Genomic DNA, 26,702 nt, shown 5'->3' on the forward strand with positions numbered 1-26,702 from the left:
CCTGCCAGTGGTTGATGGGACTACTTCAATACCTCCTTCAAAAACGCCACTATTTTGGCTGTAAACTCCGGCTGGTTGTACTCCTCCGTCCCATGACCAGCGCCATACACTACTTCAAACTGCACCTTCACGTGACTTGCCTCGCAAGCACCTACCAGTTCAAGCGACTGGTTGATTGGCACCTGAATATCCTGATCTCCATGCGCAATGAATATCGGCGGATCGGTAGCGTCAACCTGATAAACCGGGCTGGCCAGCTTTGCCAGGTCAGGCACTTGTTCTACGGGTTTGCCCAGCAGGAGAGCCAGTGCTGGTGCCCGCACACTAATGCCGTGCGGGGTTGACTGGCTCAGGATGGTTGTAAAGTTGGTGGGGCCGTACAGGTCAATGGTTGCCTGTACATCAGAGCTTGTGGTCAGGAAGTAGCCAAGGGTGCCTTCGAGTTCCTTGTTTCCGTTGGTAGTGCCGATCAATGCGGCCAGGTGGCCACCAGCGGATGAACCCGCTACTATCATCTTGTCCGATCTGTAACCATATTTTTTGGCGTTAGCCCTCAGGTAGCGGATGGCAGCTTTGACGTCGTGCGCCATGGCCGGAAAGGGTGCCTCCACGCTCAGTCGGTAGTCGACGCTTGCCAGGGCATAGCCATTTTCGAGCAGTTCTTTAGGTGGGTTTTCTTTGGAACCCGAATGCCAGGCGCCTCCATGTACCCACACCACAAGGTAAGGCTTAGGTGAGTTTTCAGGCAGGTAGATATCGACCAGTAGGTTTCTGTCCCCTACTGTTGCGTAAACAAGGTCTTTGTACTGCTGTCCGACAACCAGCTGCGTGGATAGAAGTAGCAGCAGCACTGCTATCAGGGTTTTTTGTGTGGTATACTTTGTCATCATTGGACTAGTAGTTTAGCTATTCCTTGATGAAACTTACTGGAAAACAGCCTGAATAGCTTCTTCCGCTATTCTTTCATCTTCCGATTCGGTGAGTCCGCTGATGCCGATGCCACCAATTACTTTTTCATTTTGGACAATTGGGAGGCCACCACCAAAGCCGGTAATGCCAGTGTCGGTCCAGTAGCCCTGCTCACGATCAACGGTGCGCATAAATTCCCCCATGGACCTGGTTGATTTCCAGTCCCTGGCGCTGGTGTAAGCCTTACTTTGGGCGATTTGAGCTGTGGCTGGATTGGCTCCGTCCATGCGAAGAAAGGAGATAAGCTCACCTTCCGTGCCCGATACAGCCACAGCGATGTTTTTATCGATTTCTTTAGCCAGCTCTACGGCTTTTGCTACAAGCTTGAGGGCTTCTTCCGCACTTACTTTCTGAATCGTATGCATTTACACTTAGTGAGTTTAAGTTATTTGTGTCTTTTATGGGGTAAGCCCTGAAAATAGGCATAATATTAAACATTTGCCCGAGCCTTTGAGTCAAAGGTGTGTGGGACGTGCCACCGTCCTGCCATTGAGCCGACCGGATTTTCATTATCAGCCTGAAGTGGTTATTATTGTCTGAAACGATGTTTTTCACAAGTCATCAATAATCATGACACAGCAAAAAGTTAGATGGGGCATTATCAGCACCGCCAAAATTGGCATGACCAAGGTGATCCCCGGCATCCAAAAAAGTGAGTATTGCAACGTAGTAGCGATCAGCTCGAGAAACCAGTCTTCAGCTAACGAGGCAGCTAAAAAATTGGGTATACCCAGGGCACACGGCTCCTACGAAGCTTTGCTGGCCGACCCTGAGGTAGATGCCATTTATAATCCATTGCCCAACCATTTGCATGTGGAATGGACGATTAAAGCCATAGAAGCAGGCAAGCATGTGCTTTGCGAAAAGCCGGTGGGTATGAATGCCAAAGAAGCTGAGCAATTATTGACTGTAAGCAAAAAGCACCCCCAGCTCAAGGTAATGGAGGCCTTTATGTATCGATTCCATCCTCAGTGGATCAAAGCGAAAGAGCTGGTGAAGTCGGGAGTCATTGGGCAAGCCAAAGTGGTGCAGTCTTTCTTTTCTTATTACAATGTTGACCCCAACAATGTCCGTAACCAGGCCGATATTGGTGGCGGAGGACTGATGGACATCGGATGCTACTGCATTTCGTTTCCCAGGTTCCTTTTTAGTGAAGAACCAACAAGAGCTGTGGGCCTGTTGGATTTTGATCCGGTGATGAAAACGGACAGAATAGCTTCCGGGCTGCTCGATTTTTCAGATGGAAAATCAGCCACCTTCACGTGCTCTACGCAACTCATGCCATATCAGCGCTGCATAGTGTTTGGCACTGACGGCTATGTTGAAATAGAAATACCAGCCAATGCACCGCCCGACACTCCCTGCCGGATCTGGCTGGTCACGAAGGAAAAAAAGAAAGAAATCATGCTTCCCGTTGCTGACCAGTATACTTGCCAAGCAGATGTTTTTGCAGAGGCCATTCTCGACAACAAACCAGCGCCAACTCCGCTTGAAGATGCCGTCAGTAATATGAAGGTGATTGATGCTATTTTCGAAAGTGGTAAAAGTAAAGGTTGGGTGATCATTTAATCACCCACTTTTTTAGCTTAAGCCTTCACCAGCATCTTTCCGGTATTCTCTCCTTTAAAAAGGCCGAGCAGTGCAGTTGGAAGCTGATCGAATCCATCAATAATCGTTTCAGTCGTTTTCAGCTTGCCCTCTTTTACCCACTGCGCCAGGTGTTTGAAGCCTTCAGAGTATTTGTCTTGAAAATTGAAGACGATGAAACCCTGCATAAGCACACTTCTCGTAAGTAGCATAGGCTGGATACGTGGTCCCATGGCCATTTCCGTATTGTTGTACAACGAGATTTGTCCACACAGCGGAATGCGAGCGTGAAAGTTGATATTGCTGATGACTGCATCTGAGATAGGGCCTCCCACGTTGTCAAAATAGATATCAACCCCATTGGGACATGCCTCTTTTATCGCTAAACGGATGTTGGGCGTGGTTTTGTAGTTGATCGCTTCGTCAAAGCCAAACTCGTTTTTGATCAAGGCGACTTTTTCGTCGGTTCCGGCAATGCCTACCACACGGCAACCATGAATTTTGGCTATTTGCCCGACGAGCACGCCAACGGCACCTGCTGCGCCTGACACCACAACCGTTTCCCCCTCCTTCGGCTTGCCAATATGCATGAGGCCGAAATAAGCAGTGAGCCCTGGCATACCCAAAATGCCCAGATAGTAGCTGGCCGGGGCAATCTTCGTGTCAACTTTCCTTAATTCCTTCTCATTCGCAACGATCTGCTGTGCCCATGAAAGCATGCCGAGCACCACATCTCCTTCTTTGAAAAGGTCAGACTTACTTGAAAGCACCTTGGCTACTACGCCGCCGTAAAAGGGCTTGCCTACCTCAAAGGGTGGGGCATATGACTTGGCATCACTCATACGGCCACGCATGTAGGGGTCGACTGAGTAATACAATCCCTGCAGAAGTACCTGACCTGCCTGCAGTGCGGGCACCTCAGTAGTTTCAAACCTGAAAGTATCTTTGGTAGGGGTGCCAACGGGTCTGGCGGCCAGAACGATTTGTTGCGTAGTCATGCTCGAGTGTTTGAAAGTAAAGGTATAAGAAAAGCGGTGATTCGATGAACGCTCACCCACCAACTGAAACTTCAGTTCTTGAACAGCCTAGCGGGATTATGCTTTTTGGTGATCGTATTCACCAAAAAGCATAACTATTGGTGAATACGATCACCAAAAGTCATGTTTTGTACCCGAAGCCCACCCAACTATTGACCCCCACTGAAAACGGCAGGATATAGTAGTCGTTTAAATTTTTTCGATCTTCTCCCTTGTAAGTTCACCGGGATCGTTTCCAGTGTTAACAGTTGCAGCAGGCTCAAACAGCATCACAGCCACTTCTTCTTTGGCTACCGGCCGGTGCTCCACACCTCTGGGTACAATGAGGAATTCATTTTCGTGGATCACGATAGTTTTATCCCTAAACTCCATTTTCAGCTCCCCTTTGATCACGTAAAACAACTCGTCTTCGTCGTCGTGCTTGTGCCACACAAACTCACCGAGGAGTTTAGCCAGTTTCACATGCTGGCCATTGAGTTCACCCACAATGCGTGGATGCCAGTGGTCGGAGAATAATGCGAGTTTCTGGTCGATGTTGACTATATCAGTTTTCATCAATAAAGTTGGAGGTTGGTTTTTGACAAATCTACCACTCTAGCTTCAAGAGAGAAATACCTTGCCTTGGCAGCTTCATGCTGATAGAAAGTTTACTGTCCTTCACATTCACCCACTGCGGCGAATCGTAAAGTTTGAGTTGACCAGATTTTTCCAGTAGGCTGATTTGTTCGGAAGTTGGATTTTGAGGACTCCCCATCTCCTTCCAAACCGTGTAAGAGTTGCTGTGCTCCTGATCGATTCGGTAATGGGTGAGTAAGATTCTTCCATCTGCCGGAAAGCCTTCAAGGGTTATTTCAACCGGTGAGTCTTCCACTTGCAGGTCATTGGTGTCGTGATAGTTCCAAACCATCACTGTTGCTGCTTTGTCCGACCTGGAAGCCAGTGCATTGACGTCAGGTGCCGGGCCTCGCACACTTTCATCCCGGACTTTGGCGTAGTCGTAGCTTAAATTGTCCTGCCTTACTTCCACTCTTTGGCTCTCCATCATTCCAAACATTCGGAAAGTGTTCAGAACAGGCTTATCCACGCCATTTGTGGCCATGTCCCGAAAGCCGGCAAACCAGGGCTGCTCCTCAAATTCGAAGCCCCAGGTAATGGCACCGAGGAGGTTGACGCCGTGGTGTTTGGCGAGGTCATACTTTCTGGCAAATGCTGCCGCTGTGTAGGCTGCATACATGGTGCCGTTGCGGTAAGCATTGTGCGGATAATCGGCTTCTGAGCACGCCGCACAGCCTTCCGGATCCGACTCGCCAATCAAAATAGGTAAGTGTTTGAGGGTGGGGTAGGAGGCTACGACTTCAAATCCTTTGTCGATATCACGCAGCTGGGTGCCCATGTTCATTTGCACCATGTCGTCTACTACTTTTGGGCTGCCTTTGGCGTGGAAGGAAATGAAGTCCAGTGGAGAGCCGGTTTTGCCAGTCACGTAGTTTTTACCGGACACTACATGATCGAGAAAAGTGCGGAGGAATTCGGCTGCTTTGTCCCAGCCTGGGCCGGTTGTTTCAGGGCCACCCACTTTGGCTGTTGGTAAAGCTCGTTTTACTGCATCGGCGCTGTAGTCGTATAGCTTGATATACTCTTCGGTAGTACCCTGCCAGTAGCCGATATTAGGCTCATTCCAAAGCTCCCAATACCAGCTTTCCACTTCTTCTTTACCATACCTTTCCACGCAGTGGCTTACCCATTGGTAGACGAGCTCCGCCCACTTTTTATAGTCTTTGGGAGGATAGGCCCAGCCCGTGTAAATGTCGTTGTACTCGGCGCCGGGCTTCCAGTAGTGCCGGTAGGGCTCGGGCTTGCTCGAAAGTGCCTGAGGCATGAATCCGATTTGCGCAAAGGGTTTCATGCCCCGCTCGATATAGGTGTCGAATATCCTGTCGACGATTGTCCAGTCGTAAATGGGTCGGCCTTTTTTATCTTCAGTATAGGCATTGGTAGAGCCCCATTTTAGGCCGTAAGTGCCTTCGCCTGTTACCAGCAGGCTATGTGCTCTCACATACACTGCTACCTTGCTGAGCTGAGCTATTTCCGAAAGCAGCTTTTGCCCATCTTTCATATACGTGTAATTGGGCTCGTCGTAGCCCCACCAGGCCCAGATGGGATCAAGCTCACCCATTTGTTTCGTTAAGTCGATCTGGATGGTTACAGGTTCAACGGTGTATTGGGCGAAGGAATGATAGGTGGAAATAGAGAAGAGGAGGAAGCATACTGGCTTCCACAAAACCAATGATTTTGATGTGGTCATTAGAAGAGGCGTTGGATGTAGCAGTCAGCCCAATGTAAACAAAAATACTGGCTTGCTGTAGCTACAACTGCACAAAGCTAAGATTGACTGAATTTTCAATCAGAAAAGAAGGAAGTAAAAAGCCAGACTGATTGCGGTCACAGTTGCCACCAGCAGCATTCTTTTTTTACTAGTACGTTGCTTATCATCAACCGCCAGTTGTGCTCTCAGGGATTCGAGGTATTGAGCGCTTGCCTTTCTATAAACAGGAGCCTTTCTGGAAATGATGGTATCGGTGATATAAGCCGTGTCGAAGTTTTTGTAAGGCCCGGCACCTTTTCCTTTCAGGAGAGAACGGTTGTTCCTGAGGGTTTTAATTGCATCGATGGCAAAACCTGCGCCGTGCATAGGGAGTGAGGTTGTTTCTTCTTTTAACGGTGCAAGATTGCTTCAGGTTGCCGGCTTGGCATGAAGGAAAATAGCCTCTGTTGCCATCTATTTTCCTCCCGGAAACCATTCCCCATCAAAAGCGCTTCTTAGCTCCTTTAATCTTTCATCATACTCCGGGTCAGTCGTAAAATGAGTCATTTCGTAGAGGTCTTTGTTAAGGTCGATCAGGTTTTCCTCGATCCCGACTACGTCGTAACGCAGGTATTTGAGACCGTCTTCAGACACCACCATCTTTCCTACCTGGCTTTCCACGCCAAGGTGCTCCCGCCAGTCCACTTTCTTTCCCTCGAACAAAGGCCGCAAGCTTCTGCCCCGGGGGTCTGATTTTCCGTCGATGCCAGCATAATCGCACAGCGTTGGTAGCAGATCCAGCCCGTTAGATATCAGGTGCACGCTGTCGACCTGTGCCGCTGGAATCTTGCCTTTCCACATAGCCAGAAAGGGCACGTTCGCCGCCTCTTCATACAGCAGGCTTTTATGCTCCAGCCGGTGTGACGCATCCATTTCGCCATGGTCGCTGGAGAGCATAACTAAGGTATTTTCTTCCTGTCCGCTTGCCTTCAGTGCATCCAAAATTGTTTGAATCTGCCTGTCGACCACCTCCGTTAGGCGGTGGTAGGCCCAGCGGTGCATGCGCCATTGCTTTTCCGTATAGTGGTCACGGGCCTGCTTCTGAAAATTTCTTTGATCAACCCGCCAGCTAATGGCTGCCGGTTCATCTTCCTGAGGCTCAAAGTTGGGTGGGAGTGGAGGGCAATACTTGCTGAAAAACTCTTCTTCGCCTACACCCTCAGGCAGCTTCAGCGCCTCGTCGAGCGTGGCTAATTCTGTTTCGCCAATTTCGAGTAGCCTCTTTTCCTGCTGTGTTTCTGCAAAATCCCTAATGGCCATGTAGCAAATGTCGTGGGGATTGATCAGCGACACCACTAGAAAGTAGGGCCTTTCATGGGGTTTGGCAATGTACTTTGCTGCCTCCAGGGCCAGTTCGTCTCGTTCATCGTTGGTGATGTCGGTAAAGCCGAGTGTCTCCGGTGTGAGTGACTTTGGAAGATGCTCCTTTCCGCCAAACACCAGGTCGTATCCGGCCGCTTTCAGATAAGCTGCTATGGTGGTGCTTTGCACGTCTTCCGACACGTTGGGAATCTTCATAGCTCCAACATTCTCCCGGACGGGTTGCCCATTGGCGTCATTGAAGTAACCCGGAAATCTGCCTGTAATCATGCTTACCCGTGAAGGCGTGCAAACCGGGTTGGTCACATAGGCCCGGGTAAACCTGATGCCATTGGCGGCTATGTAGTCCATGGCTGGCGTCTTCAGCCACTGGTTGCCGGCGCAGCTCATCATGCTGGCATTTTGCTGATCGGTGTAGATATAGATGATGTTCGGTTTTTGACTAACCTTTTCTGATTCGCTGCCGCACCCATAAAGGGCGATGGCAAGTATCCCTATGGCGAGCTTTCTTATTTTATCCATTTTGTCAAACTGTATGCGAGTGGTAAATTTTTTGTAAGAACCGCTTTGAGGAAGGTGCTGGCAACAAGAACAGTGACCTGGTTTTTCGATGTATTTTTCACTGTTTTTCGAGTCTTATTACTGACAAACCAATATAATCAATTGCATAAAGCAACCGGGTAGTTTTTCAAATTTTGTGCAGCCTTGCCGGTTAACTCTTTACAAATTCTCATTATCAGGCACTGTTTTTTTGCACGGTTAACAATCTCTTTCAAGGCTTTTTTTAAATCTTCAGCAAAACTTCAGAATTACTCCCGAAATACTTCAGAATCAGTAGATGAATTTTGTTCGGTCAAAAGTGACAACTGAAATAATCAAGTTTTTTGGAGAATCAAGAACGCAAAATTATTATGAATAAAACACTCATGTTCGTGGGTTTGTGTGTGCTGTTGTGCTACACAAGCTGTGAATCGCACAAAGAAAAAAAGGAGGAAGAAACTAAATTTTTAGTGACTAGTCCGTTGAGGATGGACACAACTGTTACAAAAGATTACGTTTGTCAGATTCGGTCCGTACAGCACATCGAACTGAGAGCGCTTGAAAAAGGCTATTTGCAAAAGATATACGTGGACGAAGGGCAGCGTGTAAAAAAGGGGCAGCTAATGTTCCAGATAATGCCCAAACTATATGAAGCTGAGCTCCAAAAGGCACAAGCTGAGGCCAGTTTTGTTGAAATTGAATACCAGAACACAAAACGACTTGCCGAAAGCAATGTGGTAGCACCAAATGAGCTGGCCTTGGCCAAAGCAAAGTTTGATAAGGCAATGGCTGAGGTATCGCTGGCTGAAGTTCACCTCGGATTCACTCAAATCAGGGCTCCTTTTGATGGGCTAATGGATCGTTTTTTCGTGAGGCAGGGCAGCCTTGTTGACGAGGGAGACCTGCTGACAAACCTTTCGGACAATAGCAAAATGTGGGTCTACTTTAATGTTCCGGAAGCAGAGTATCTGGAATACGAATCCAGTGTGAAATCTGAAGAAAAGATGGAGGTTGGTCTCTTGATGGCTAACAATCGCCTTTTCAACCACAGGGGCGTAGTGGAAACCATTGAGGCTGACTTTAATAACGAAACCGGCAACATCGCTTTCAGAGCAACCTTCCCGAACCCCAATGGGTTACTCAGACATGGTGAGACAGGCAATATACAAGTGACAGTTGACCTTAAGGGTGCCCTGCTTATCCCTCAGAAGTCGACTTTCGAAATCCTTGACAAAAGATATGTTTATGTGATCGACGAGGAGCATAAGATCAGATCAAGGGCAATAACCATTTCAGCCGAAATGCCGCACATATATGCTGTTCAGAGCGGGTTGGAAGCCAACGATAAAATCCTTCTGGAAGGGCTGAGACTGGTCAGAGAAAATCAGGAAATAAGTTTTGAGTTCAGGGATCCGGCAGAAGTACTGTCGCATTTAACGCTTTATGCGGAATAATTAAGCATCCTTAAAATCGAGAAGAAATGTTTAGTAAAATAATTCATAGGCCCGTTTTTGCCATTGTAATTTCGGTCATTATCGTTTTTGTGGGTTCGCTGGCAATTAAGCAGCTGCCTATCTCGCAATTTCCCCAAATTGCCCCAACAACCGTAAGTATTTTCATTGCTTACCCAGGTTCCAGTGCCGACGTGCTGGTTAAGTCGACGCTCATTACCCTGGAAAACTCCATCAACGGTGTTCAGGGCATGAGGTACATGACCACCGATGCCACCAGTGCTGGCGAAGCTACAGTCACCATCATCTTCGAACCAGGTACGGATCCCAACCAGGCCGTAATACGGGTTAAAACGAGGGTCGACCAGGTCATGCCTCTTTTGCCGGAACTAGTTCAGCGTGAAGGTGTGATTATTACACCTATTCAACCAAGTATGTTGATGTATGTGAACCTCTACAGCACTGAGGAGGGATTGGACGAAAAATTCCTGTACAACTACGCCAACGTTAAAATGATTCCGGAAATAAACAGGATCAATGGCGTGGCCAGAACGCAGATATTGGGTAGCCGCACCTATGCTATGCGGGTGTGGCTTAACCCGGATCGCATGAGGGCCTACAATATCTCCATTGAGGAAGTAATGGAGGCGCTGGGAGAGCAAAGCATTATTGGTCGTCCGGGTAGGATAGGCCAAAGCTCGGGCATCGCTGCGCAGTCGTTAGAATACGTGTTGACATACAAAGGACGGTACAACAAGCCGGAAGAATATGAGCAAATCATTGTTCGGGCGAATGCCGAAGGTGAAAGCATACACCTGAAGGACATTGCCACAATTGAGCTGGGCAGCGAATTCTTTGACATTTATTCTAACCTGGATGGGCACCCTTCTGCGGCCATCGTATTGAAGCAGAACTACGGCAGTAATGCCAGTGAAGTTATTGCTCAGGTGAAGGCGACGCTTGAAGAGATGAGGGTCAGTTTCCCTCCAGGAGTGGACTACAAGATCAGTTATGACGTGTCCAAGTTTCTGGATGCCTCTATTGAGCAGGTGACACACACTTTGCGGGATGCCTTTATCCTTGTGGCTCTCGTAGTGTTTGTATTCCTTGGCGACTGGCGCTCCACGCTCATACCGATTCTGGCTGTTCCGGTCTCCCTTATCGGTGCATTCTTTGTTATTCAGTTTTTTGGGCTGTCTATCAACCTGGTGACACTGTTTGCACTGGTGCTGGCCATTGGTATAGTAGTGGATGATGCCATTGTGGTGGTGGAAGCTGTGCACGCCAAAATGGAAGAAGAGCACCTTTCGCCGTACAATGCTGTGAAAAAAGTAATGGGGGAGATCAGTGGGGCGATTATCGCCATCACCATGGTAATGGTGTCGGTGTTTCTGCCTATTTCGTTTATGACCGGCCCGGTGGGTACGTTCTACCGGCAATTCTCTATTACGATGGCCAGCTCCATTGTGATTTCGGCGGTGATAGCACTTACACTTACGCCGGTATTGTGCGCCATGCTGCTGAAGAATACGCACGGGCAACCCAGAAAGAGAACGCTGATGAACAGGGCACTTGATAGTTTCAACAGCGGCTTCGAAAAAGTGACTGGCAAATACACGGGCTTGCTAAAGCTGATAGTTAATAGAAGGGGGCTTACTTTCATCATTTTAGGAGTTTTCTGCGCAGGCATATTCTTTGAGAATGAAATTTTACCAGCTGGATTTATCCCCAGTGAAGACCAGGGTACTATTTATGCCATTATCCAAACACCTCCGGGCGCCACGCTGGAAAGAACCAATCAGGTGTCGCAGCAGCTACAGAAAATTTGCGAGGAAATTGACGGCGTGGAATCAGTTTCTTCGTTGGCAGGCTACGAGATCATGACGGAGGGTCGGGGCTCCAACGCAGGTACTTGTTTGATTAACCTAAAGCCCTGGTCGGAGCGGGAGCATTCGGTGAAAGAAATCATGGAAGAGCTGGAAGAAGAATCCAGAGGCCTTGGGGCCATTGTCGAATTCTTCGAGCCGCCTGCTATTCCGGGATTTGGATCCTCCGGTGGCTTCTCCATGCGTTTGCTGGATAAAACTACAGACACCGATTACCAGGAGTTTGATAAAATAAACAAAGAGTTCATGGATAACCTGGACAGGCGTCCTGAATTGACCGGTTTGTTTACCTTCTTCGCCGCTAATTATCCTCAGTACGAATTGTTGATAGATAACGAATTGGCCATGCAAAAGGGCGTTTCTATCGGCAAGGCGATGGAAAACCTGAACATACTTATCGGAAGTACGTATGAACAGGGCTTTATCAGGTTCGACAGGTTTTTCAAGGTGTATGTTCAATCTGCGCCGGAGTTTAGAAGGCTTCCCTCCGATGTTTTGAATTTATTTGTGAAGAATGACCGGGAGGAAATGGTGCCCTACTCATCGTTCATGACCCTTGAGAAGAAGCAGGGGCCTAACGAGATTACCCGCTACAACATGTACAACTCGGCAGCCATCCGGGGATTACCCGCTGAGGGGTATACTACCGCCGATGCTATCCAGGCCATTACTGAAGTGGCGGCCCAAACGTTGCCTAAAGGGTATGACATTGCCTGGGAAGGTCTTTCTTACGATGAATCAAAAAGAGGGAATGAAGCGCTGTACGTCTTTATCATTGTAGTGCTGTTCGTCTACTTTGTGCTGGCGGCTCAGTACGAAAGCTTCCTTCTGCCTCTGGCGGTAGTATTCTCCTTGCCAGTTGGGGTGTTTGGCTCCTTCCTGTTCCTTAAGGTAATGGGGCTGGACAACGATATTTATGCACAGATTGGCCTCATCATGCTGGTAGGTTTGCTGGGTAAAAATGCAGTGTTGATTGTGGAATTTGCCGTACAGAAACGGCGACATGGAGCAACAATTTTTGAAGCAGCCATTGAAGGTGCCAGGGTGCGTTTCCGCCCTATCCTGATGACATCATTTGCCTTCATTGCCGGTTTGATTCCTCTGGTGATTGCCACAGGAGCGGGCGCTATAGGTAACCGAACCATTGGCTCTTCGGCCCTCGGCGGTATGCTCTTTGGAACCATATTCGGTGTGATCATCATTCCGGGACTGTACTACATTTTTGGAAAACTAGCGGACGGCCGTCAGCTGATCAGGGATGAATACGACAGGCCTCTGAGTGAAGAGCCCCAACACACACATTCGAAAGAAATAAATTGATTATCATGTTGAAACGAATCATATATAGATGGGTTGGAGTGGCCTGCCTTGCCTTAGCGGTTTGGGCTTGTAAAACGCCCGACTTGGTACAAAAAACAGAGAACAAGGCAGTGCCTGCGAGCTACAACAGCTCGCAGGATACCACTAACACTGGCAAGGTTCAGTGGAAGGACTATTTTACTGACCCGTACCTGATCTCCCTGATTGACACAGCGTTGCAAAACAACCAGGAGTTGAATATTGTCTTGCAGGAAATTCAAATTGCCAGAAACGAGGTTCAGGCCAGAAAAGGAGAGTATCTACCTTTCGTTGGCTATGGTGCGGGTGCCGCTGTTGACAAGCCTGGCCGGTACACAAGCAAAGGCTCCAGCGAGGCTACGACGGAAATTAAACCGGGAAAGGAAACGCCAGATCCGCTGCCCGATTTTATGGCGGGGCTGTATGCTTCATGGGAAGTGGACATTTGGCACAAGCTGCGCAATGCAAAAAAGTCGGCCTTCAACAGGTATTTGGGAACAATGGAGGGCAGGAACTTTCTGGTGACCAACCTGATTGCAGAAATTGCCAACTCCTACTACGAACTGCTGGCGCTGGATAATCAGCTGAGAATAGTACAGCAGAACATTGAAATACAAAGCAATGCGCTGCAAATAGTAAGACTGCAGAAGCAGTCGGCCCGGGTGACGGAGCTGGCAGTGCGAAGGTTTGAGGCGCAGGTACTCAACACCAGAAGCCTTCAGTTCGGTATTCAGCAGCAGATCATCGAAACAGAGAACAAGCTCAATTTTCTGGTTGGCCGGTTTCCTCAACCCATTCAGCGCAACTCACAAAATTTTATTGATTTGGTGCCCAATGTGCTCAACGCTGGTGTTCCCGCTCAGCTGCTCGAAAATCGTCCTGACGTAAGGCAGGCTGAGTTAGACCTGGTGGCAGCCAAATTGGATGTGCAGGTGGCCAAGGCCAGGTTCTATCCTTCGCTGGGCCTTTCTGCAGGCCTGGGCTTTCAGGCATTTAACCCGATTGACCTGGTCAAAATGCCTGAGTCGGTGATATATGGGCTGGCGGCTGATTTAGCCGGGCCGTTGATTAACAAAAATGCGATCAAGGCAGCTTATTCAAGCGCCAATGCCATGCAGATACAGGCGGTGTATAATTACGAGCGAACCATTTTGACAGCTTATATTGAAGTGGCTAATCAGCTGTCCAATATCGGCAATCTGGCAAATACTTTCGAACTGAAATCGCTTCAGGTAGATGCCCTGACCGAGTCGGTTGATATTTCAAACAACCTGTTTCGGTCAGCCCGGGCCGACTACATGGAGGTGCTGCTGACTCAACGAGATGCGCTGGAATCAAGGTTTGAACTGATAGACACCAAAATGGCACAAATGCACGCCGTCGTGAATGTGTATCAGGCGCTGGGTGGTGGATGGAGGTAAGCACCACCGCCTAATGTAAGAAATGGAGCTGTTTGGGTTAGGAAAAAAGGTTGATCGATTGTAGTAACAGTAGTAGAACAACTCCACAAGAGGCCTCCGAAGTCTAAAGATTTCGGGGGTTTTTTCTTTTACGCACGAAGTGGTCTTGTGTAAACGCAGCAGTGGAACGTAGCATCGTCCACTGCTAACTCCCGTTTGTCGCAAAGGCCCTGGAGGGAAGAAAGCCCCTCTGGGGAGGTGCGGCAATTTGACGTGAAAATGTCTCTTTACCCGGCCTTCATTGCCTTCTTAAAATTTTAACAATCCTACTATAGACTACCTCCGATAAATTCCAGTTATAGCCATCAAAATTGGTTGTATTCGTGAATTGAATCACAACCGTGTCAATGTCTTTGTGGTATTCAGCAATGCTCTGATAGCCGACAAGCAGCCCTGTATGTTCATACTCGTAGACGGAGGAATAGATTTCCTGTTCCCCTTCTTTGAACACCGAACCATCGTTTAACGCCCTCAGGAATGTCCCAACGTCCTCTGCTGTAGCTAGCATCAAGCCTGTATCTTCGTACTTAAAGTCTTCATCAATGCCTACATAATAGCCACTCATTACGTCGTCTATGTCCACTTCACTTAGCGATCCGAAAGTGTTTTTTAGCCCAAGTGGTATCAAAATCTCCTCCTTGATATATTGCTGGTGAGGATAACCCACCACCTTATCAATGAGGTCGGAAATCAACATATAATTGGTGTTTGAATAGCCATAGTCTTCACCTGGTTCAAAGTCAGCTGGTAAATCCAGTGCGTACTCAAGTGTTTCCTGTTTGTTTTTGGGTGGATTTTTCCAAAAATCAGGATGGTCTACAAAATTGGGAATGCCGCTCCGGTGTTTTAACATATGTCGCAGGGTTATTTTGTCTGAATTTTCAATTCTTCCCGCAAGTTCTGGAAAGTACTCAGCAAGTGTTTTATCCAAAGACAAGCGCCCTTCTTTGACTAATTTTGTGGTAGCAACAGCCACATATAGCTTGGTAATGCTGGCAATCTTGAATAGGGCGTGTGGGTTGGCAGGTATTTTGGCTTTTCGATCGTGCCAGCCTGCAGCGTAAAAGCCAGGTTCCTTACCAGCCTGATTTACATAAACAATGATTCCGTCAAATCCATGATCAAGCGCTTCGTCTACCTGCGCCTGCACTGTATCCGGCAGGGGTAGTATCCACGCCCACACTATAGGCCACGGCACAAAGTACAGGGAGCCGATGCTTGCGAGAATAAATACTATTCTGAGTACTCGTTTTATATTGTTCATATTTGACACTGTATGGGTTTGTTTACTTTTCTATTATTAAATTCTCGGCATACCTGAGGGCCGATGCCAGCAGATTGCTTCGATTCCTGGCTTTTTCCTTAAACTCATCAAGTATTTCTTGATTGATCATCCGTCCCCGTACCATCACCATTTGAGGATTCCTAAGCACTTCCAGGCGATCCAGGGGATTGTCTTTCGTCAGAATTAAATTGGCTAGCTTTCCAATTTCAATACTTCCCTGGTTACTTAAGAAATCATGGGTTTTTGAAGGATTAATTGTGGCTGTTTGAAGTGCCTGATAGTTGCTCATACCCGCTTGTGTGTAGAAATTCAGCTCCTCGTGCAGGGAATAACCCGGTGGTGTTACGCCAATGCCAGCATCCGTGCCGGCAACGATCTTCACCTGGTGTTCATGCAATTTCTTGATGACAAGCAAGTGGAAGTCGTGCTGGTCTTTGATCCTGCTCACTATGGTTGAATCATTGCTCTTTGTGCCTGCCCAGCGATCAAACTGGGCCTGGCTGTCTACGGCACGAATGATTGGGTTCATGTATGCCAGCTCTTCCGAGTTTAGAATGTCATCTTCTGTCAGGAGTCGGTAAATATTGTAATAAACCACAAGGGTAGGGCAAAGTGCAGTATGTGGGTGCGAGGCATAGAGATCGACCACCTCACTTAGCCTGGCAGTGTCCAGGCGGTACTCCAGCGGTTGTTGTACAATCTCCTCGGCATGCTCAATGGTAACGATTTCAGGTTTGAAATGGTAACTATAAGGCACCTTGGGGCTTGGGTGTGCAACAATGTCAAAATCTAACTCCCGCCCTTTTTCCACTACCGCATCAAAGAGCTCGCCGGTCAGTCCGTAATAGGTCTTGATGAAATCATACCCTCGTTCTTTGTATTCGGCAACTTTTGAATAGGCCTCCTCGGCAGTGAACAATTGGAGATTGTCATCGCCCATATACTCGGGGCCTGTGAGTTTGGGACCGGAAGTGAAAAAAACAGGCCCAATAACCTCTTCGTTACTTATGGTTTTTTTCATGCGCAGGTGCATTGGTTGCCCCCACAGATTTCTCACAGTAGTGACACCATTTGCCAAATAAAGACCAAGCTCATACTCGTCCCACACATGAACATGCATATCGACCAGACCCGGCGTAAGGTACCCTCCTCCGGCATCAAACACTTTTGCTTTTGAGTCGGTTATTGCATCTGCTATCCTGGCAATCACTCCATCCTGAATAAGCACCATTTGATTCAAAAGCACTGTGTCGGCGGTCATTGGCACAATATTGACGTTTGTGATCAGGTAAGTGTTGGATTCAAATGCTGGATTGCCTCTGACTTCCAGATAGGCGGTTCCCTTTTTATCTATAATCAAAGCTCCGGCTGCCACCAAAACCATCATCAAAATGAGAACGCCAATGGCCAGAGCAGTTATTTTCAAAATTTTCATGCTATTTACGTTTCAGTTTGTCAAAAAATATTTATCTCCTTTAAAACCAGTTAAAATACAAATCTCATCCCGGTCATGCTCTTAAAAGCGGTTTTTTCGCCATTTTAAGCGGGGTAGTCGATTTCGAAATTTTTTTGGACACTAATTCCCTATCCTGATAATTTTCCCATTGGTTTTCATCAGGTCGCTTCTTTCAATCAGTGCGATGATGTCTCCGCCGGGAAGTTGTTTGACTGTCCTGACCCTGCCTTTTATCGACAAGCCAAAAGTTTCACCCGTTTTGTGGTTGTATTTCATCAGCCTTCTATAGGCCAGCGAACCAAAAATAAAATAATCGTTCCAGTCCGAAATATTGCTTTCGCTCACCTTTAACAAACAGGCGGGAGCAACGGCCTGACCACCATCTCTCGTTGGCACCGTCCAGTAGTGCTCTGGAAATACGGTAAACTTAGCCGCAGAATCTTCGGAAATAGTAGACACCCAAGCACCGTCATAATTGATGCCATAAGTAAAAAGCGGCCAACCGTAGTTCTTTCCCTTCTCTATTATGTTGAACTCATCCCCGCCTTTGGGGCCATGCTCAATCCCAAAAAGGGTATGGCTGGACGCCTCAAAAAACAAACCCTGCACGTCCCGGTGCCCGTAGCTCCAAATGGTGGTAGGGGAAGCATACCCATCGAAGACGGGGTTATCCGCAGGGATACTTCCGTCGTCCTTTAACCTGTGGATCTTTCCTGCATCGTGGTTGAGGTCTTGTGCATGCAACACTGGATACTCACTGGTTGAAAAGTCTGAATTTCCGATATTCAGAAAAAAGTGAGCATCGTCTTCCCACACTATCCGCATGCCGTTGCCGGTATAGTTTTGATGTCTGGTTGTGAAAATAGTTTCAAACTGAGAGACAGCATCGTCCTGTATTTTTAGTCGGGATACTTTAGCAAAACCATCTGATGCCAGATAGGAAATGTATATCCAGGAATTGGTTGCGTAGTCAGGATGAAGACTTACGTCCATTAACCCACCGTGCATAATGGCAGCTAAACCCGGGGTGCCAAATGTAGCAACCTCCGGCATTCCATTGATCTCCGTAAGCGTGCTGTCTTCAAAGTGGAACATTTTTCCTACCCTGTCGGTAATGAAGTACTCATTTTCACCAACGATGGCTATTCCATAGGGTATGGTGAAGCCACTTGCTATCGTTTTAGTAGTAAAAGCATCATCGCTTACCGCATAGGGAGAATCCGGAACCAGCACAAGGTTTTGTTTGCAGCTAACCAGGCAACCAAATGAGAGCGCCAGCAGCCAGAGAATAGTAATTAATTTCATGTGTATAAAATTTGTTTTTTAGAGGCCAGATGGAATAGCCTGTACCATTACGGAATAGATCGTAGTCTGTTGACTGGTTATTCATCGTTCCACGCCGGTCCGTTGGGTAGGGTATTCCTTATGGCTATTTCATAGTCCTATCAGGTTTAATAATTTTTGTGTTTTTGGTCTTACAAAGGTCTGTCACAAGTGCAGGGGCCAGTTATGAGCTATGAAGCGAAATCCATCAAGTTTAGGCAAGGCCTGTAAATTATGATGCGGGGCTATAAACTATGACGCAAACGGCATAGGATGGCCCTGGCCAGGCAGTGGCCTTTTAGACTTTCCGCCTTTCCATATCAACCACACAGCCAATGCCATCTCGGCAATAGCCATAGGTGCCCCCAGGATCATTTCAGCCATGGCGATGGTGTCAGCAGCCTGAGGAGCCATGGCTTTTGCTGAATGGATTCCCATATAGCATAGTCCAGCGATGTGCAACAACCAGCCCATCCATTTGGGAACGAAGTTGGATTTTAGGGAAAGGTACCCCAGCCCCAAAAGGTGAACGCCGAACACAATAAGACCAAGCGACCAGTATTTTTCAAAGCCAGCTACCAGGTTCATCACGGTCACTGCCTCCTGATTGGTAGAAAAAAGCATTTGCCATACACCCACCAAATGGAAGATGGCAAAACCAAGGATCGCTGAGTAGACGGCTCGCACCAGTCCAGTAGCAATAGAGATTTTAGCGTCGACCTGAGCAAAGAACCGGTAGAGACTCCATGCCACGAGCAGATCGGTGATGAGGATGATGAACCATCCGATGACGCCGCTGCCGAACAGGCCAGGTGTGTTGTTGAGATTGGTTAGTGTTGCTGCTGGATTACCAACCACTACAAGGCTGCTCTGCACATAGCCGTAAGCATAACCGGCTGCAAGGGCCATGACGATGAGTGAAACACCGGCGACGATGGCATCTTTTCTGTTTGAGTTTTTCATAATTGAGAGATATTTAAAATTGATCAGACTGATTCGTTTCCTTATGCTGCCACTACTATGACCACATTGCCTTTTTTGTGCCCACAAGCGATGTAGTGATGTGCTTCAGCGACCCTTTCAAGTGGGTATTGTCTGTCTATGACTGTTTTCAGTTTGCCATTTTTATGAAGGTCGACTACTTCAAGCAGCAACGTTTTCAGCGTGTCGTCCGCATTGGCACCTGTGGCTTCAAACTTTGCTTTCTTTTTGCCAAAAAGCGAGGAGGCAATCATTTGCATGAGCAGTGGAAACTTTAGAACCGGCGACAGGTACATACCACGTTCAGCTAATACGTTTTTAGCTTTGGTAAATGAACTCTTGCCGACTGTATCAAAAATGATATCATACTGAGTAGTCAATCGGGTGAAATCTTGTTTTTGGTAGTCGATGACTTCATCAGCGCCCAGCGATTTCACCATTCCTGCATTTTTGCTGCTGCAAACTCCCGTCACATGAGCCCCCAGGTATTTGGCAATTTGTATCGCTGACGTGCCCAGGCTGCCGGCAGCTCCGTTGACCAACACCCGCTGGCCAGACTGCACCTCTGCTATCCGCTTCAGGAAATTATAGGAGGTTAAATGACCATCACAATAGCTGGCTGCTTCAGTAAAAGGCAAGGAGGCTGGCTTGGGGAGCATTACTCCGCTGGCCGGCACCACTACATACTCTGCGTTGGTGCTAAAGCCAAGGGTAGTTTCACCGAAAACCTCGTCACCAACAGAAAAATTACGGACCTCACTCCCGATGGCTTCAACTATTCCTGCAAACCCAGTGCCTGTTATTGGATGCTTGGGTTTTGTCAGGCCAACGAATAGCCTGGCGATATAAGGCTTGCCAGTCACCATCATGGTGTCGGCGGTAGTGGCAGCAGAGGCTATTACCTTGATCAGTACATCCTTCGGGCCAGGGGTTGGTTTTTCCACAGAGGTGAATTTTAACACTTCCGGTGTTCCGTATCCGCTGGCGACAATAGCTTTCATTTGATTTGCGTTCATGCTTTTGAGTTTTTAATGATGAAGCAAAGGAAAAGCAAATCGCAGAGGCATGTGTTCCGAATCAATGGCGATAGGTTCGGAATTATAAAATGGAACTCATTTGGTTAAGATTGGCGCTTCAGGAAGGCGCTGGGAGTCATTCCTTCTACTTTTTTGAAGTAGGTATTGAAGACCGTTTTGGAATTAAACCCACTTTCGAAAGCCAGCCCAACCAGCGAAATATGTGAGTTGGTGGCATCTACTGCTAGCTTTTTGAAATGCTCAATCCGATAGTTGTTGATGAACTCATTGAAGTTTTTGCCGATTTTCTCATTGAGCAACCAGGAGAGCTGGTTGGGGTGTATCTCGATTTGCCCGGCCAGCGATCTCAGGCTGAGCGAGGGATTCAGATAAGGCAACTCATTATTGACGAATGCCATCAGCTTTTCCTCATAAGCGGCGGCCGTGGCCTCATCTAATTGCGATGTATTGGTTTTTGGGGTTGACTCCTTAGGCTCAAACTCGGGATAGATCCGGTCTGCATAGGGCTGAAATCGCTCATCCCCTCTGAGATTCTTCGCCAACGGATCATAATAATTGAGTAGCAATATGGACGACTGATGCGTAAACAACTTTTCGACGATGGAAAAGGCTTCGTCTGCTTTGGATTGTTGCGCATAGATCCAGAAAGCATAGGCATCTGCCTGAAAAGAGGCATTTTCATTGGACCGGGATATCACCTGATTGATATAGGGTTTGGCATTTTTGCTATCCCCCTTCATTAGGTGCGCCAGTGCGTTGATGCCTGCTCTTTCATCGGGTATCATGATTTCGTCCGGCATGTTAGCAGTTTCTTCAATCACCTGATCGATCTGCCCCAGATGAAACAAGCTGTAGCAATGAACGATGTAGGCTGGCAGGTTTTTGGGGTTTACTTCCAGCAACTGTTGGCAGATCGCAGCTGCTTTCTCAAAGTCCTCTGCCCTATAAAGGTAGTAGGCCTGATAGAACAGGGTTTCCTGATTAAGCGGGTCGACGGAGCGCACATATTGCAGGTGCTCATTCGCTTTGGCGACCTCGTTTTTGAGCAGGTACAGAAAGGCCATGAATTGCTGCCCCTCAGGGTAGGTGGGCCTCGACTCGATGCTTTTCAGGGTGTATTTGAAAGCTTTATTGTAATCAGCTTCCGTAAAAAAGGCATGATTGGCAAGCTGATAGTTGAGTGGTGCATGGTTCGGATTGATTTGCTCCACAATCTTCATGTGCTCAAAAGCTTTCTTCCAGGAGGCCTCCCTCGGAGCAAAGCCCGCCGTAGCCAGGAATCCATAGGCATCGGACAATCCCATATGAGCGTCCAGCAAATCAGGATCCTGCTCAATTGCTTGTTCAAAGAGACTGATGGCTTTGTTTACATCCTCGGGGTTCCAGCGGTTAAACAGGTATTTTCCTTTGAGCAATAGCTCATAAGCATTGAGGTTTTGAGTGGGTGACTTCGCCAGGTGATCGCCAATTTCCATGTGCCCAAACTGCTCCCTGAGTCTATCTGCAATGTGGAGGCTGATCTCATCCTGTATTTCAAAGATATTTTCGAGCTTTCGGTCCCAGGTCTGCGACCAGAAATGTGAATCTGTCGCTACTTCGATCAGCTGCGCTGTGACCCTCAGCATATTGCCACCCACACGCACGCTGCCTTCCAGTATTGCCGATACATTCAGCTTTTCGCCTATCTCCTGAATAGATGCTTTGTGATGCTTAAAATAGAAGCTGGAAGTGCGGGAAGTAACCTTGAGCTCCGTGACCCTGGCCAGTGCATTAATGATCTCTTCGGTGATGCCATCACAGAAGTATTCGTTCTCGCCATCGGCACTCATATTAACGAATGGCAGAACCGCAATGGAGGTCTTTATGTGGGTGGGAGTACTAAGAATGACGGATGCTTATTAAAATAGTTCAGTTCGAAAATAGCTCGATTTTTTTAGTTTCCCATGGTGGAATGTCTGGTACTTAAATAAGGGGGCAAAAGTTAATGAAGGAAGGGTGGGTGATTTTGGGTTGGGGTTTGGGAGCATGTCCAAACTGTCTTCACTCACTTTTCACTCAGTAGTCTCAATTCCTCAGCTTCTGTGCTGTTATACTCAGTTGTCCGTGAACAATGATTTGTCCAGTACGTGTTTTCCTTTTGTGATCCATTACTCAGGTCAACTTTGTCCCTAAACATAAAGCCCAAGCTATTCTTCGAAGCGTAAACTATGTAAGATTTACCTAATTCAAACTTGTAGCCACAAGACGCACTGTGCATTGGGGTATAAATTGTCACCGTGGCACGAAGGTCTGTTCCTTTATATCTCTCAACTATTGCAAGATCAATTTTGAAGATATAACTCATCTCAAAAAATTGAAGGTTCTGTTTATCGTCTTTCAATCTCTCCTTAATTGCAGAAACGCTATCTGGCCTAATGGTCTGTGAGAATGGAACTAATTCTTTACTTAAAACCTGTCCGCTTACCACAACGTAACTAGCCTCAAAAGAGCTTTTCACCGTCCCAGGACCGCCACATTTACAAGCGTAACTGTATCCCGCTAAGCCGAGTAGTATTATTATCAGACCAAATCTAAATCTCATATCTATTTATTGGCTTTGTCCCAAGCCAGTCGTCGTATGACGACTGGCAGCTCCCACAAATGATAGGCATATGCTGGTCGTGCTTATTCTTTGAGTGCAGCTATTGTTTCTTCAATTGTTTTTACAATCTCAACTAGTTTAATTTGCACGTTTTGAATTTTTCCAATCTCTGGTTTATTAGGGTGTTCAGGCCGCCAGAATTGGTACGTCAAATAATATCTGCCATTCCAAGGGATGATGAAGGAACACAAATTATCAGTGGTTGGTCCCCAATTTAGAAAATTGTGGGATGGAAAAATATTGTCATCCTCAATGTCGTATTCCTTTGCTCCTTCAGTTCTTGTACGGAGTATGAATTCATGAATTTCACTGATACTTTTTCTTTCAAAATATCCGTGATACTTTTCCCAGTCATTTTCTGCAATTCGATTAATATCGAACTGCATACTTGCAATAAATTGAGGAAGATAAGCTGAATTGTCGTCACAACATACATGTCGATTACCGATCACAATATCGACTGTACGAAGTTGAGTGCCTAAGCGCTGTTGGCCGATATCAAATGCAAAAGTTGTCTTATTTCCAATGATCATAGGTTAGGTGCTGAATTCATCCGATAGCAATATGTTCTAAAGGTGTCTGCTTAATCGCAGAAATTAATGTCAACGGCTAGCTCGTGGGTGGGGGTTTAAATGCAGTTTGGCTCCCGTTAGCACTTAGTCCCTTATCTGATAAAATTATGAATTGTGGCGGACAATCCAAGCGAACTGCCGTTGCTTCACTACTGAGCCCCAATGCATGATGGTTTGTGTTGTGTGGCTTTATTTTCGGACAGTATATCTTCGGAGTTGTTCAGATAGTTCGCTTGCCATGCGCAGAAAAGCAGGCCCATCTGCCTCAAAATCGACAAAAAATTCTTCGTCTGGCGCTGCGGAACGAGGTCTAGACTCTAGCTTGAAATGAATTCTTAGCTGCTTTAGATTGTCACAGAAGTCGTTTAGAAGTTTAAAAGAAATGTTAGGTTCTATGAATTCAAGGTGACGGTATTTTGGTTCTCGGTTGTCAGAAAGATCCAATAGCCACCCAGCTAGTTCTTCTACTTCCCAAGTTAAAAGGCTGGGGTCTATGGTCTGCCAGTTACCTTGTTGACTGTTCACACTAAGATAGATGTTGAGCCAGTTGCCGTCATAGTCCCTGTCCAAAGTGTAAGGATACTGATAGCTAGCAATCCGCAGTTCGACGCTCTGATTTTTGATCCCTTGAATTGTCATTTCAGTTAACGCAGTCAATGCCACACAACGCCTCGGTAAAATGAGTATGGGAGTTTTATGCAGCTCCGCTTCCACTACATTTTAGCCCCGCCTTGCCAATCGTAGCTTCAGCGATGATAAAATTAAACTATGTGGGGGAGAATCCAAGCCTTGAATCATTGAAAACCGATGAAGCCACCATTCATTGTTAGCGGCGTGTTGTGATCCGTTTTTATTCGTTCCAGTTGGTAGTAGAAAGTTGTTCAATAGGTTGGTAATGTTTCTGGTTGTTCGTCACCAGCGTCAAGTTGTTCGCCAGTGCGATCCCTGAAATTAATAAATCAGCGGTTCCGATTGTAATTCCTTTTTCTCTAAGATCAGAATAGATGTTTGCAGAAAGTCGCAACGAAGATGTTGAGAGTTTTAGGACTTCACATGTTGAAATGAAGTTTTCGAACTCTTGTATTTGTTTAGTGGCCTTCTTAAAAGTTAAGCCGGACAGAACTTCGAAATATGTTATTTCTGAAATCGTGATTTTCGATTGTTCCTTAAGATATAGTTTAACGTTTTCAGTCACCTGCTCATGACCTTTCAAAAAGTATGAAAGTATGTCTGTATCAATAAGTGATCTGTTCAAAATTGTGGAATTCGATAATTATTATCTTCTCTTGATATATGGAGGTCAGAAGTTAGTTCGGTTAATTCGAGGTCTTTAAAAATTCCGCTGAAAGACAATGGCGATTTGTCAGTCGGCAAGTGCGACTCCAAATCAGAGAGATAGGCATCCAGGTTCGGAAGTTTGTCGTCCGAAAGTTTCTTGATCTTGTTGAGGATCGATTTTCTTAGTTTTTCCTCAGTTGCCATGCGATAAAGTTAGAGAATTTCCGGTTTGCAGTCAATGAACCACAACGCCTGCCTAAATGAGTATGGGAGTTTTATGCAGCTCCGAATCCATTAGCACCTAGCCCAGGCCTTGCCAACCGTAGCTTCAGCGAAGGTTGGGTGCCGCTAAATTTATGCTTTGTGGCGGACATTCCAAACCAACAAATGATTGAAAACCGATAAAGCGGCATTCATTGTTAACGGCGTGTTAGCAATTTATTCAGAACCCTTTGCCGTTGTAAATTCCGAAGGATTCAAACTTGGTTTTAAATTTACTTAAATGCAGTTGAAAGTCTTCCTTCAACAGTATTGGATAAAACTGCACGGAATCTGCATCAATAAGTTCTTGGGCTCTCTCATCTGGAGCGAACCTGTATTCTACAATTTCACGATGAAATTCGTTACGAAGTTCCCTATTAAACGATTCTATGCTGTCTAATGGAATCAGGAGTTGGCATAGCGCACTTGACTTATCGATTATCAAAGTCAGGTCGTCAGGTTGTATATATCTTTTAATGTCCTTGTGAATCGACTTTAGATGAATTGTTGAATCGTTAATGTAGTCCCATGTGTAAGTTGAAAAATTGTCGCTCAGATAAGCACCCATGTCCGAATACCCCCGAGTATAGACAACAGAATCCTCAAAAATCATAGAGTACCAGGAAAACCCATTGCCAATAAAAAAGACGGGGAAATTCTGCTGTTGCTGTTCAAAAGACTTCCGGTTCGATGTCATTCTGCAGGAAGTGCAGAGTAAGATTAGAAGAAGAGTTCTGCTCATCAAGAAATTATTCCTCGGTAAAATGAGTGTTGGAGTTTTATGCAACTTCGCTTCCATTACTTCTTAGCCACGCCCGACTGAAAGTCGTTCGTTCGGGCACGCCGATGTTAAAATTAACTTTTGTGGTGGAGATTCCAAGCCAGCAAATGCTTGAAAACCGATAAAGCCCATATTCATGGAACCGTTGTGTTAGCGAGCTTTAATCCCCTTGATGTATCCAGATAAATTGGTTTCCGTCAAAGTAGATGAGGCCTCCAGACCCCTCGTCCTCTCTAATGCTAATTGCTGGATTCTTAAGTTCCACTGTTTTAGTCCCGTCGATGTCTCCATTTGGAAGAAACGTTGTTTGATGAGTTTTCGACTTTAGAAAGATTCCCCACTTGTCAGCCCATTCGAAGTTGTCGCCACCGGCTCCAAATGAATCACCAGCTCCAGCTAGAAAGTACCGTTCTCCATCACCGTCGAACAGAAATAGAATACCTGTTTTATTGATGGACTTTTCTCTCACAAAAATCGCCACGTCATTTGTTCGGTCACCATCAAGGTCAAGCTCGATATATGTTGGCTCAATCTGATCGTAGATGTCGAACCTCTCAGAGAATTGAACGAAATGCTTGAACGCCCAGTCAGGAAGTTCCGTTGTCGGGGCCTTAACAGTTATAAAGGAAATTATCAGAGTTAATTGATACAGCATTTTATGCGTCTAGGTATGGTCGACAACTGAGAATTAGCGAGCGAATCGTTTTCGTTGCTCATTACTGAAAATCACTGGGAGTATGTAGCTTTCGTATAAAGGTTCACCTCTTGAATAGAACTTTCGAAGTTGAGGAAAATTAGTCAATATTCTCTGAACCTCCTGAACGTAAACTTCGGGAGCAATACTGCGAAAAATTGTGAGGCTATCAACCTTACCCATTTTTAGATCCACAAATACTTTATAGTCTTTCGAAAACCCTGGTAAACCGTCCCAATTGATTCGACTATAAACTTCTGCGATTATTGAGTCGGGATTACTTGGAAGGCCAGTATCGCCAGGTCGATAGCCATTCACAAAATGCTGGCGATCCATAAGATTACCCTCCTGAATTTCAACTACTGTTTCCTCCTCAAAATATTGTGCAAACCCGGAATGATGATATTTAATCATTTTGCCATGTTGGACAAATAATTTTC

The 26,702-nt window shown here is 46.5% G+C and carries 25 protein-coding genes; 4 read left to right on the forward strand and 21 right to left on the reverse strand.

The features are described 5' to 3' along the window. Positions 1-20: 20 nt before the first annotated feature. Positions 21-890 carry an alpha/beta hydrolase fold domain-containing protein gene (locus RIF36_RS25960; protein ID WP_350129523.1) on the reverse strand — a complete coding sequence of 290 codons (870 nt, stop codon included), beginning with the start codon at positions 888-890 and terminating at the stop codon, positions 21-23. A 33-nt stretch (positions 891-923) separates the two neighbouring features. Further along, positions 924-1,334, reverse strand: coding sequence for a GlcG/HbpS family heme-binding protein (locus RIF36_RS25965; protein WP_350129520.1), 411 nt, complete (start codon positions 1,332-1,334; stop codon positions 924-926). Between the two features lie 205 nt (positions 1,335-1,539). On the opposite strand from RIF36_RS25965, the gene RIF36_RS25970 reads away from it, so the two are divergent. Continuing rightward, positions 1,540-2,538 (forward strand): Gfo/Idh/MocA family protein, encoded by a 999-nt coding sequence (locus RIF36_RS25970; RefSeq protein ID WP_350129517.1) that lies wholly within the window; start codon positions 1,540-1,542, stop codon positions 2,536-2,538. A gap of 17 nt (positions 2,539-2,555) precedes the next feature. Here the strand turns inward: RIF36_RS25970 and RIF36_RS25975 are convergent, their stop codons facing one another. The 5 genes from RIF36_RS25975 to RIF36_RS25995 all read right to left on the reverse strand — a co-directional run bounded on the left by RIF36_RS25975 (position 2,556) and on the right by RIF36_RS25995 (position 7,800). Beyond that, the gene (locus RIF36_RS25975) at positions 2,556-3,554 is read right to left on the reverse strand and encodes an NADP-dependent oxidoreductase (protein ID WP_350129514.1); all 999 of its coding nucleotides are present in this window, start codon (positions 3,552-3,554) and stop codon (positions 2,556-2,558) included. Positions 3,555-3,782: 228 nt separating this feature from the next. Continuing rightward, positions 3,783-4,148 (reverse strand): cupin domain-containing protein, encoded by a 366-nt coding sequence (locus RIF36_RS25980; protein WP_350129511.1) that lies wholly within the window; start codon positions 4,146-4,148, stop codon positions 3,783-3,785. Between the two features lie 31 nt (positions 4,149-4,179). After that, positions 4,180-5,898, reverse strand: a complete 1,719-nt coding sequence (locus tag RIF36_RS25985) for a GH39 family glycosyl hydrolase (protein ID WP_350129508.1) — start codon at positions 5,896-5,898, stop codon at positions 4,180-4,182. 99 nt (positions 5,899-5,997) lie between these two features. Continuing rightward, positions 5,998-6,285 carry a hypothetical protein gene (locus RIF36_RS25990; protein ID WP_350129505.1) on the reverse strand — a complete coding sequence of 96 codons (288 nt, stop codon included), beginning with the start codon at positions 6,283-6,285 and terminating at the stop codon, positions 5,998-6,000. Between the two features lie 87 nt (positions 6,286-6,372). Then, positions 6,373-7,800, reverse strand: coding sequence for a sulfatase family protein (locus tag RIF36_RS25995; protein ID WP_350129502.1), 1,428 nt, complete (start codon positions 7,798-7,800; stop codon positions 6,373-6,375). A 389-nt stretch (positions 7,801-8,189) separates the two neighbouring features. Between RIF36_RS25995 and RIF36_RS26000 the strand changes: the two genes are divergently transcribed. Genes RIF36_RS26000 through RIF36_RS26010 form a run of 3 tightly spaced genes read left to right on the forward strand, consistent with a single transcriptional unit; the run spans position 8,190 to position 13,914 of the window. Then, the gene (locus RIF36_RS26000) at positions 8,190-9,272 is read left to right on the forward strand and encodes an efflux RND transporter periplasmic adaptor subunit (RefSeq protein ID WP_350129499.1); all 1,083 of its coding nucleotides are present in this window, start codon (positions 8,190-8,192) and stop codon (positions 9,270-9,272) included. Positions 9,273-9,298: 26 nt separating this feature from the next. Continuing rightward, on the forward strand, positions 9,299-12,475 hold the full coding sequence (locus RIF36_RS26005) for an efflux RND transporter permease subunit (RefSeq protein ID WP_350129496.1): 3,177 nt from the start codon (positions 9,299-9,301) through the stop codon (positions 12,473-12,475). A 5-nt stretch (positions 12,476-12,480) separates the two neighbouring features. Continuing rightward, the gene (locus tag RIF36_RS26010) at positions 12,481-13,914 is read left to right on the forward strand and encodes a TolC family protein (RefSeq protein WP_350129493.1); all 1,434 of its coding nucleotides are present in this window, start codon (positions 12,481-12,483) and stop codon (positions 13,912-13,914) included. 277 nt (positions 13,915-14,191) lie between these two features. Here RIF36_RS26010 and RIF36_RS26015 read toward each other — a convergent pair whose 3' ends face one another. The 14 genes from RIF36_RS26015 to RIF36_RS26080 all read right to left on the reverse strand — a co-directional run. Next, positions 14,192-15,217, reverse strand: coding sequence for a serine hydrolase domain-containing protein (locus RIF36_RS26015; RefSeq protein ID WP_350129490.1), 1,026 nt, complete (start codon positions 15,215-15,217; stop codon positions 14,192-14,194). Between the two features lie 22 nt (positions 15,218-15,239). Further along, on the reverse strand, positions 15,240-16,673 hold the full coding sequence (locus RIF36_RS26020; RefSeq protein ID WP_350129487.1) for an amidohydrolase family protein: 1,434 nt from the start codon (positions 16,671-16,673) through the stop codon (positions 15,240-15,242). Between the two features lie 141 nt (positions 16,674-16,814). Then, the gene (locus tag RIF36_RS26025) at positions 16,815-17,999 is read right to left on the reverse strand and encodes a PQQ-dependent sugar dehydrogenase (protein ID WP_350129484.1); all 1,185 of its coding nucleotides are present in this window, start codon (positions 17,997-17,999) and stop codon (positions 16,815-16,817) included. 270 nt (positions 18,000-18,269) lie between these two features. Next, on the reverse strand, positions 18,270-18,980 hold the full coding sequence (locus RIF36_RS26030) for a DUF4386 domain-containing protein (protein ID WP_350129481.1): 711 nt from the start codon (positions 18,978-18,980) through the stop codon (positions 18,270-18,272). A gap of 41 nt (positions 18,981-19,021) precedes the next feature. Continuing rightward, positions 19,022-20,014: an NAD(P)-dependent alcohol dehydrogenase gene (locus tag RIF36_RS26035; protein ID WP_350129478.1), complete on the reverse strand. Its 993-nt coding sequence runs from the start codon at positions 20,012-20,014 to the stop codon at positions 19,022-19,024. A 104-nt stretch (positions 20,015-20,118) separates the two neighbouring features. Further along, positions 20,119-21,864: a helix-turn-helix domain-containing protein gene (locus RIF36_RS26040; RefSeq protein WP_350129475.1), complete on the reverse strand. Its 1,746-nt coding sequence runs from the start codon at positions 21,862-21,864 to the stop codon at positions 20,119-20,121. A gap of 215 nt (positions 21,865-22,079) precedes the next feature. Further along, the gene (locus tag RIF36_RS26045) at positions 22,080-22,616 is read right to left on the reverse strand and encodes a hypothetical protein (RefSeq protein WP_350129472.1); all 537 of its coding nucleotides are present in this window, start codon (positions 22,614-22,616) and stop codon (positions 22,080-22,082) included. An 83-nt stretch (positions 22,617-22,699) separates the two neighbouring features. Next, positions 22,700-23,209, reverse strand: a complete 510-nt coding sequence (locus tag RIF36_RS26050) for a hypothetical protein (protein ID WP_350129469.1) — start codon at positions 23,207-23,209, stop codon at positions 22,700-22,702. Positions 23,210-23,437: 228 nt separating this feature from the next. Further along, on the reverse strand, positions 23,438-23,911 hold the full coding sequence (locus tag RIF36_RS26055; protein ID WP_350149704.1) for a WapI family immunity protein: 474 nt from the start codon (positions 23,909-23,911) through the stop codon (positions 23,438-23,440). Between the two features lie 187 nt (positions 23,912-24,098). Beyond that, positions 24,099-24,503 (reverse strand): type II toxin-antitoxin system VapC family toxin, encoded by a 405-nt coding sequence (locus RIF36_RS26060; protein ID WP_350129463.1) that lies wholly within the window; start codon positions 24,501-24,503, stop codon positions 24,099-24,101. Further along, complete coding sequence (locus RIF36_RS26065; RefSeq protein WP_350129460.1) at positions 24,500-24,730, reverse strand: hypothetical protein; 231 nt, start codon at positions 24,728-24,730, stop codon at positions 24,500-24,502. The genes RIF36_RS26060 and RIF36_RS26065 overlap by 4 nt, the downstream gene beginning before the upstream one ends. Before the next feature lie 238 nt (positions 24,731-24,968). Next, positions 24,969-25,484 (reverse strand): hypothetical protein, encoded by a 516-nt coding sequence (locus RIF36_RS26070; RefSeq protein ID WP_350129457.1) that lies wholly within the window; start codon positions 25,482-25,484, stop codon positions 24,969-24,971. A 244-nt stretch (positions 25,485-25,728) separates the two neighbouring features. Further along, positions 25,729-26,223, reverse strand: coding sequence for a hypothetical protein (locus RIF36_RS26075; RefSeq protein ID WP_350129454.1), 495 nt, complete (start codon positions 26,221-26,223; stop codon positions 25,729-25,731). Between the two features lie 33 nt (positions 26,224-26,256). Continuing rightward, the coding region (locus tag RIF36_RS26080; RefSeq protein WP_350149705.1) for a hypothetical protein at positions 26,257-26,702 on the reverse strand (446 nt) is incomplete at its 5' end.

It is taken from the genome of Imperialibacter sp. (assembly GCF_040222815.1).
Classification (GTDB): domain Bacteria; phylum Bacteroidota; class Bacteroidia; order Cytophagales; family Cyclobacteriaceae; genus Imperialibacter.

Excerpts from the sequence above, each read along its gene's own strand:
- RIF36_RS25960 (WP_350129523.1), bottom strand. The coding sequence starts at position 890 with ATGATGACAAAGTATACCACACAAAAAACCCTGATAGCAGTGCTGCTG.
- RIF36_RS25965 (WP_350129520.1), bottom strand. The coding sequence starts at position 1,334 with ATGCATACGATTCAGAAAGTAAGTGCGGAAGAAGCCCTCAAGCTTGTA.
- RIF36_RS25970 (WP_350129517.1), top strand. The coding sequence starts at position 1,540 with ATGACACAGCAAAAAGTTAGATGGGGCATTATCAGCACCGCCAAAATT.
- RIF36_RS25975 (WP_350129514.1), bottom strand. The coding sequence starts at position 3,554 with ATGACTACGCAACAAATCGTTCTGGCCGCCAGACCCGTTGGCACCCCT.
- RIF36_RS25980 (WP_350129511.1), bottom strand. The coding sequence starts at position 4,148 with ATGAAAACTGATATAGTCAACATCGACCAGAAACTCGCATTATTCTCC.
- RIF36_RS25985 (WP_350129508.1), bottom strand. The coding sequence starts at position 5,898 with ATGACCACATCAAAATCATTGGTTTTGTGGAAGCCAGTATGCTTCCTC.
- RIF36_RS25990 (WP_350129505.1), bottom strand. The coding sequence starts at position 6,285 with ATGCACGGCGCAGGTTTTGCCATCGATGCAATTAAAACCCTCAGGAAC.
- RIF36_RS25995 (WP_350129502.1), bottom strand. The coding sequence starts at position 7,800 with ATGGATAAAATAAGAAAGCTCGCCATAGGGATACTTGCCATCGCCCTT.
- RIF36_RS26000 (WP_350129499.1), top strand. The coding sequence starts at position 8,190 with ATGAATAAAACACTCATGTTCGTGGGTTTGTGTGTGCTGTTGTGCTAC.
- RIF36_RS26005 (WP_350129496.1), top strand. The coding sequence starts at position 9,299 with ATGTTTAGTAAAATAATTCATAGGCCCGTTTTTGCCATTGTAATTTCG.
- RIF36_RS26010 (WP_350129493.1), top strand. The coding sequence starts at position 12,481 with ATGTTGAAACGAATCATATATAGATGGGTTGGAGTGGCCTGCCTTGCC.
- RIF36_RS26015 (WP_350129490.1), bottom strand. The coding sequence starts at position 15,217 with ATGAACAATATAAAACGAGTACTCAGAATAGTATTTATTCTCGCAAGC.
- RIF36_RS26020 (WP_350129487.1), bottom strand. The coding sequence starts at position 16,673 with ATGAAAATTTTGAAAATAACTGCTCTGGCCATTGGCGTTCTCATTTTG.
- RIF36_RS26025 (WP_350129484.1), bottom strand. The coding sequence starts at position 17,999 with ATGAAATTAATTACTATTCTCTGGCTGCTGGCGCTCTCATTTGGTTGC.
- RIF36_RS26030 (WP_350129481.1), bottom strand. The coding sequence starts at position 18,980 with ATGAAAAACTCAAACAGAAAAGATGCCATCGTCGCCGGTGTTTCACTC.
- RIF36_RS26035 (WP_350129478.1), bottom strand. The coding sequence starts at position 20,014 with ATGAACGCAAATCAAATGAAAGCTATTGTCGCCAGCGGATACGGAACA.
- RIF36_RS26040 (WP_350129475.1), bottom strand. The coding sequence starts at position 21,864 with ATGAGTGCCGATGGCGAGAACGAATACTTCTGTGATGGCATCACCGAA.
- RIF36_RS26045 (WP_350129472.1), bottom strand. The coding sequence starts at position 22,616 with ATGAGATTTAGATTTGGTCTGATAATAATACTACTCGGCTTAGCGGGA.
- RIF36_RS26050 (WP_350129469.1), bottom strand. The coding sequence starts at position 23,209 with ATGATCATTGGAAATAAGACAACTTTTGCATTTGATATCGGCCAACAG.
- RIF36_RS26065 (WP_350129460.1), bottom strand. The coding sequence starts at position 24,730 with ATGGCAACTGAGGAAAAACTAAGAAAATCGATCCTCAACAAGATCAAG.
- RIF36_RS26070 (WP_350129457.1), bottom strand. The coding sequence starts at position 25,484 with ATGACATCGAACCGGAAGTCTTTTGAACAGCAACAGCAGAATTTCCCC.
- RIF36_RS26075 (WP_350129454.1), bottom strand. The coding sequence starts at position 26,223 with ATGCTGTATCAATTAACTCTGATAATTTCCTTTATAACTGTTAAGGCC.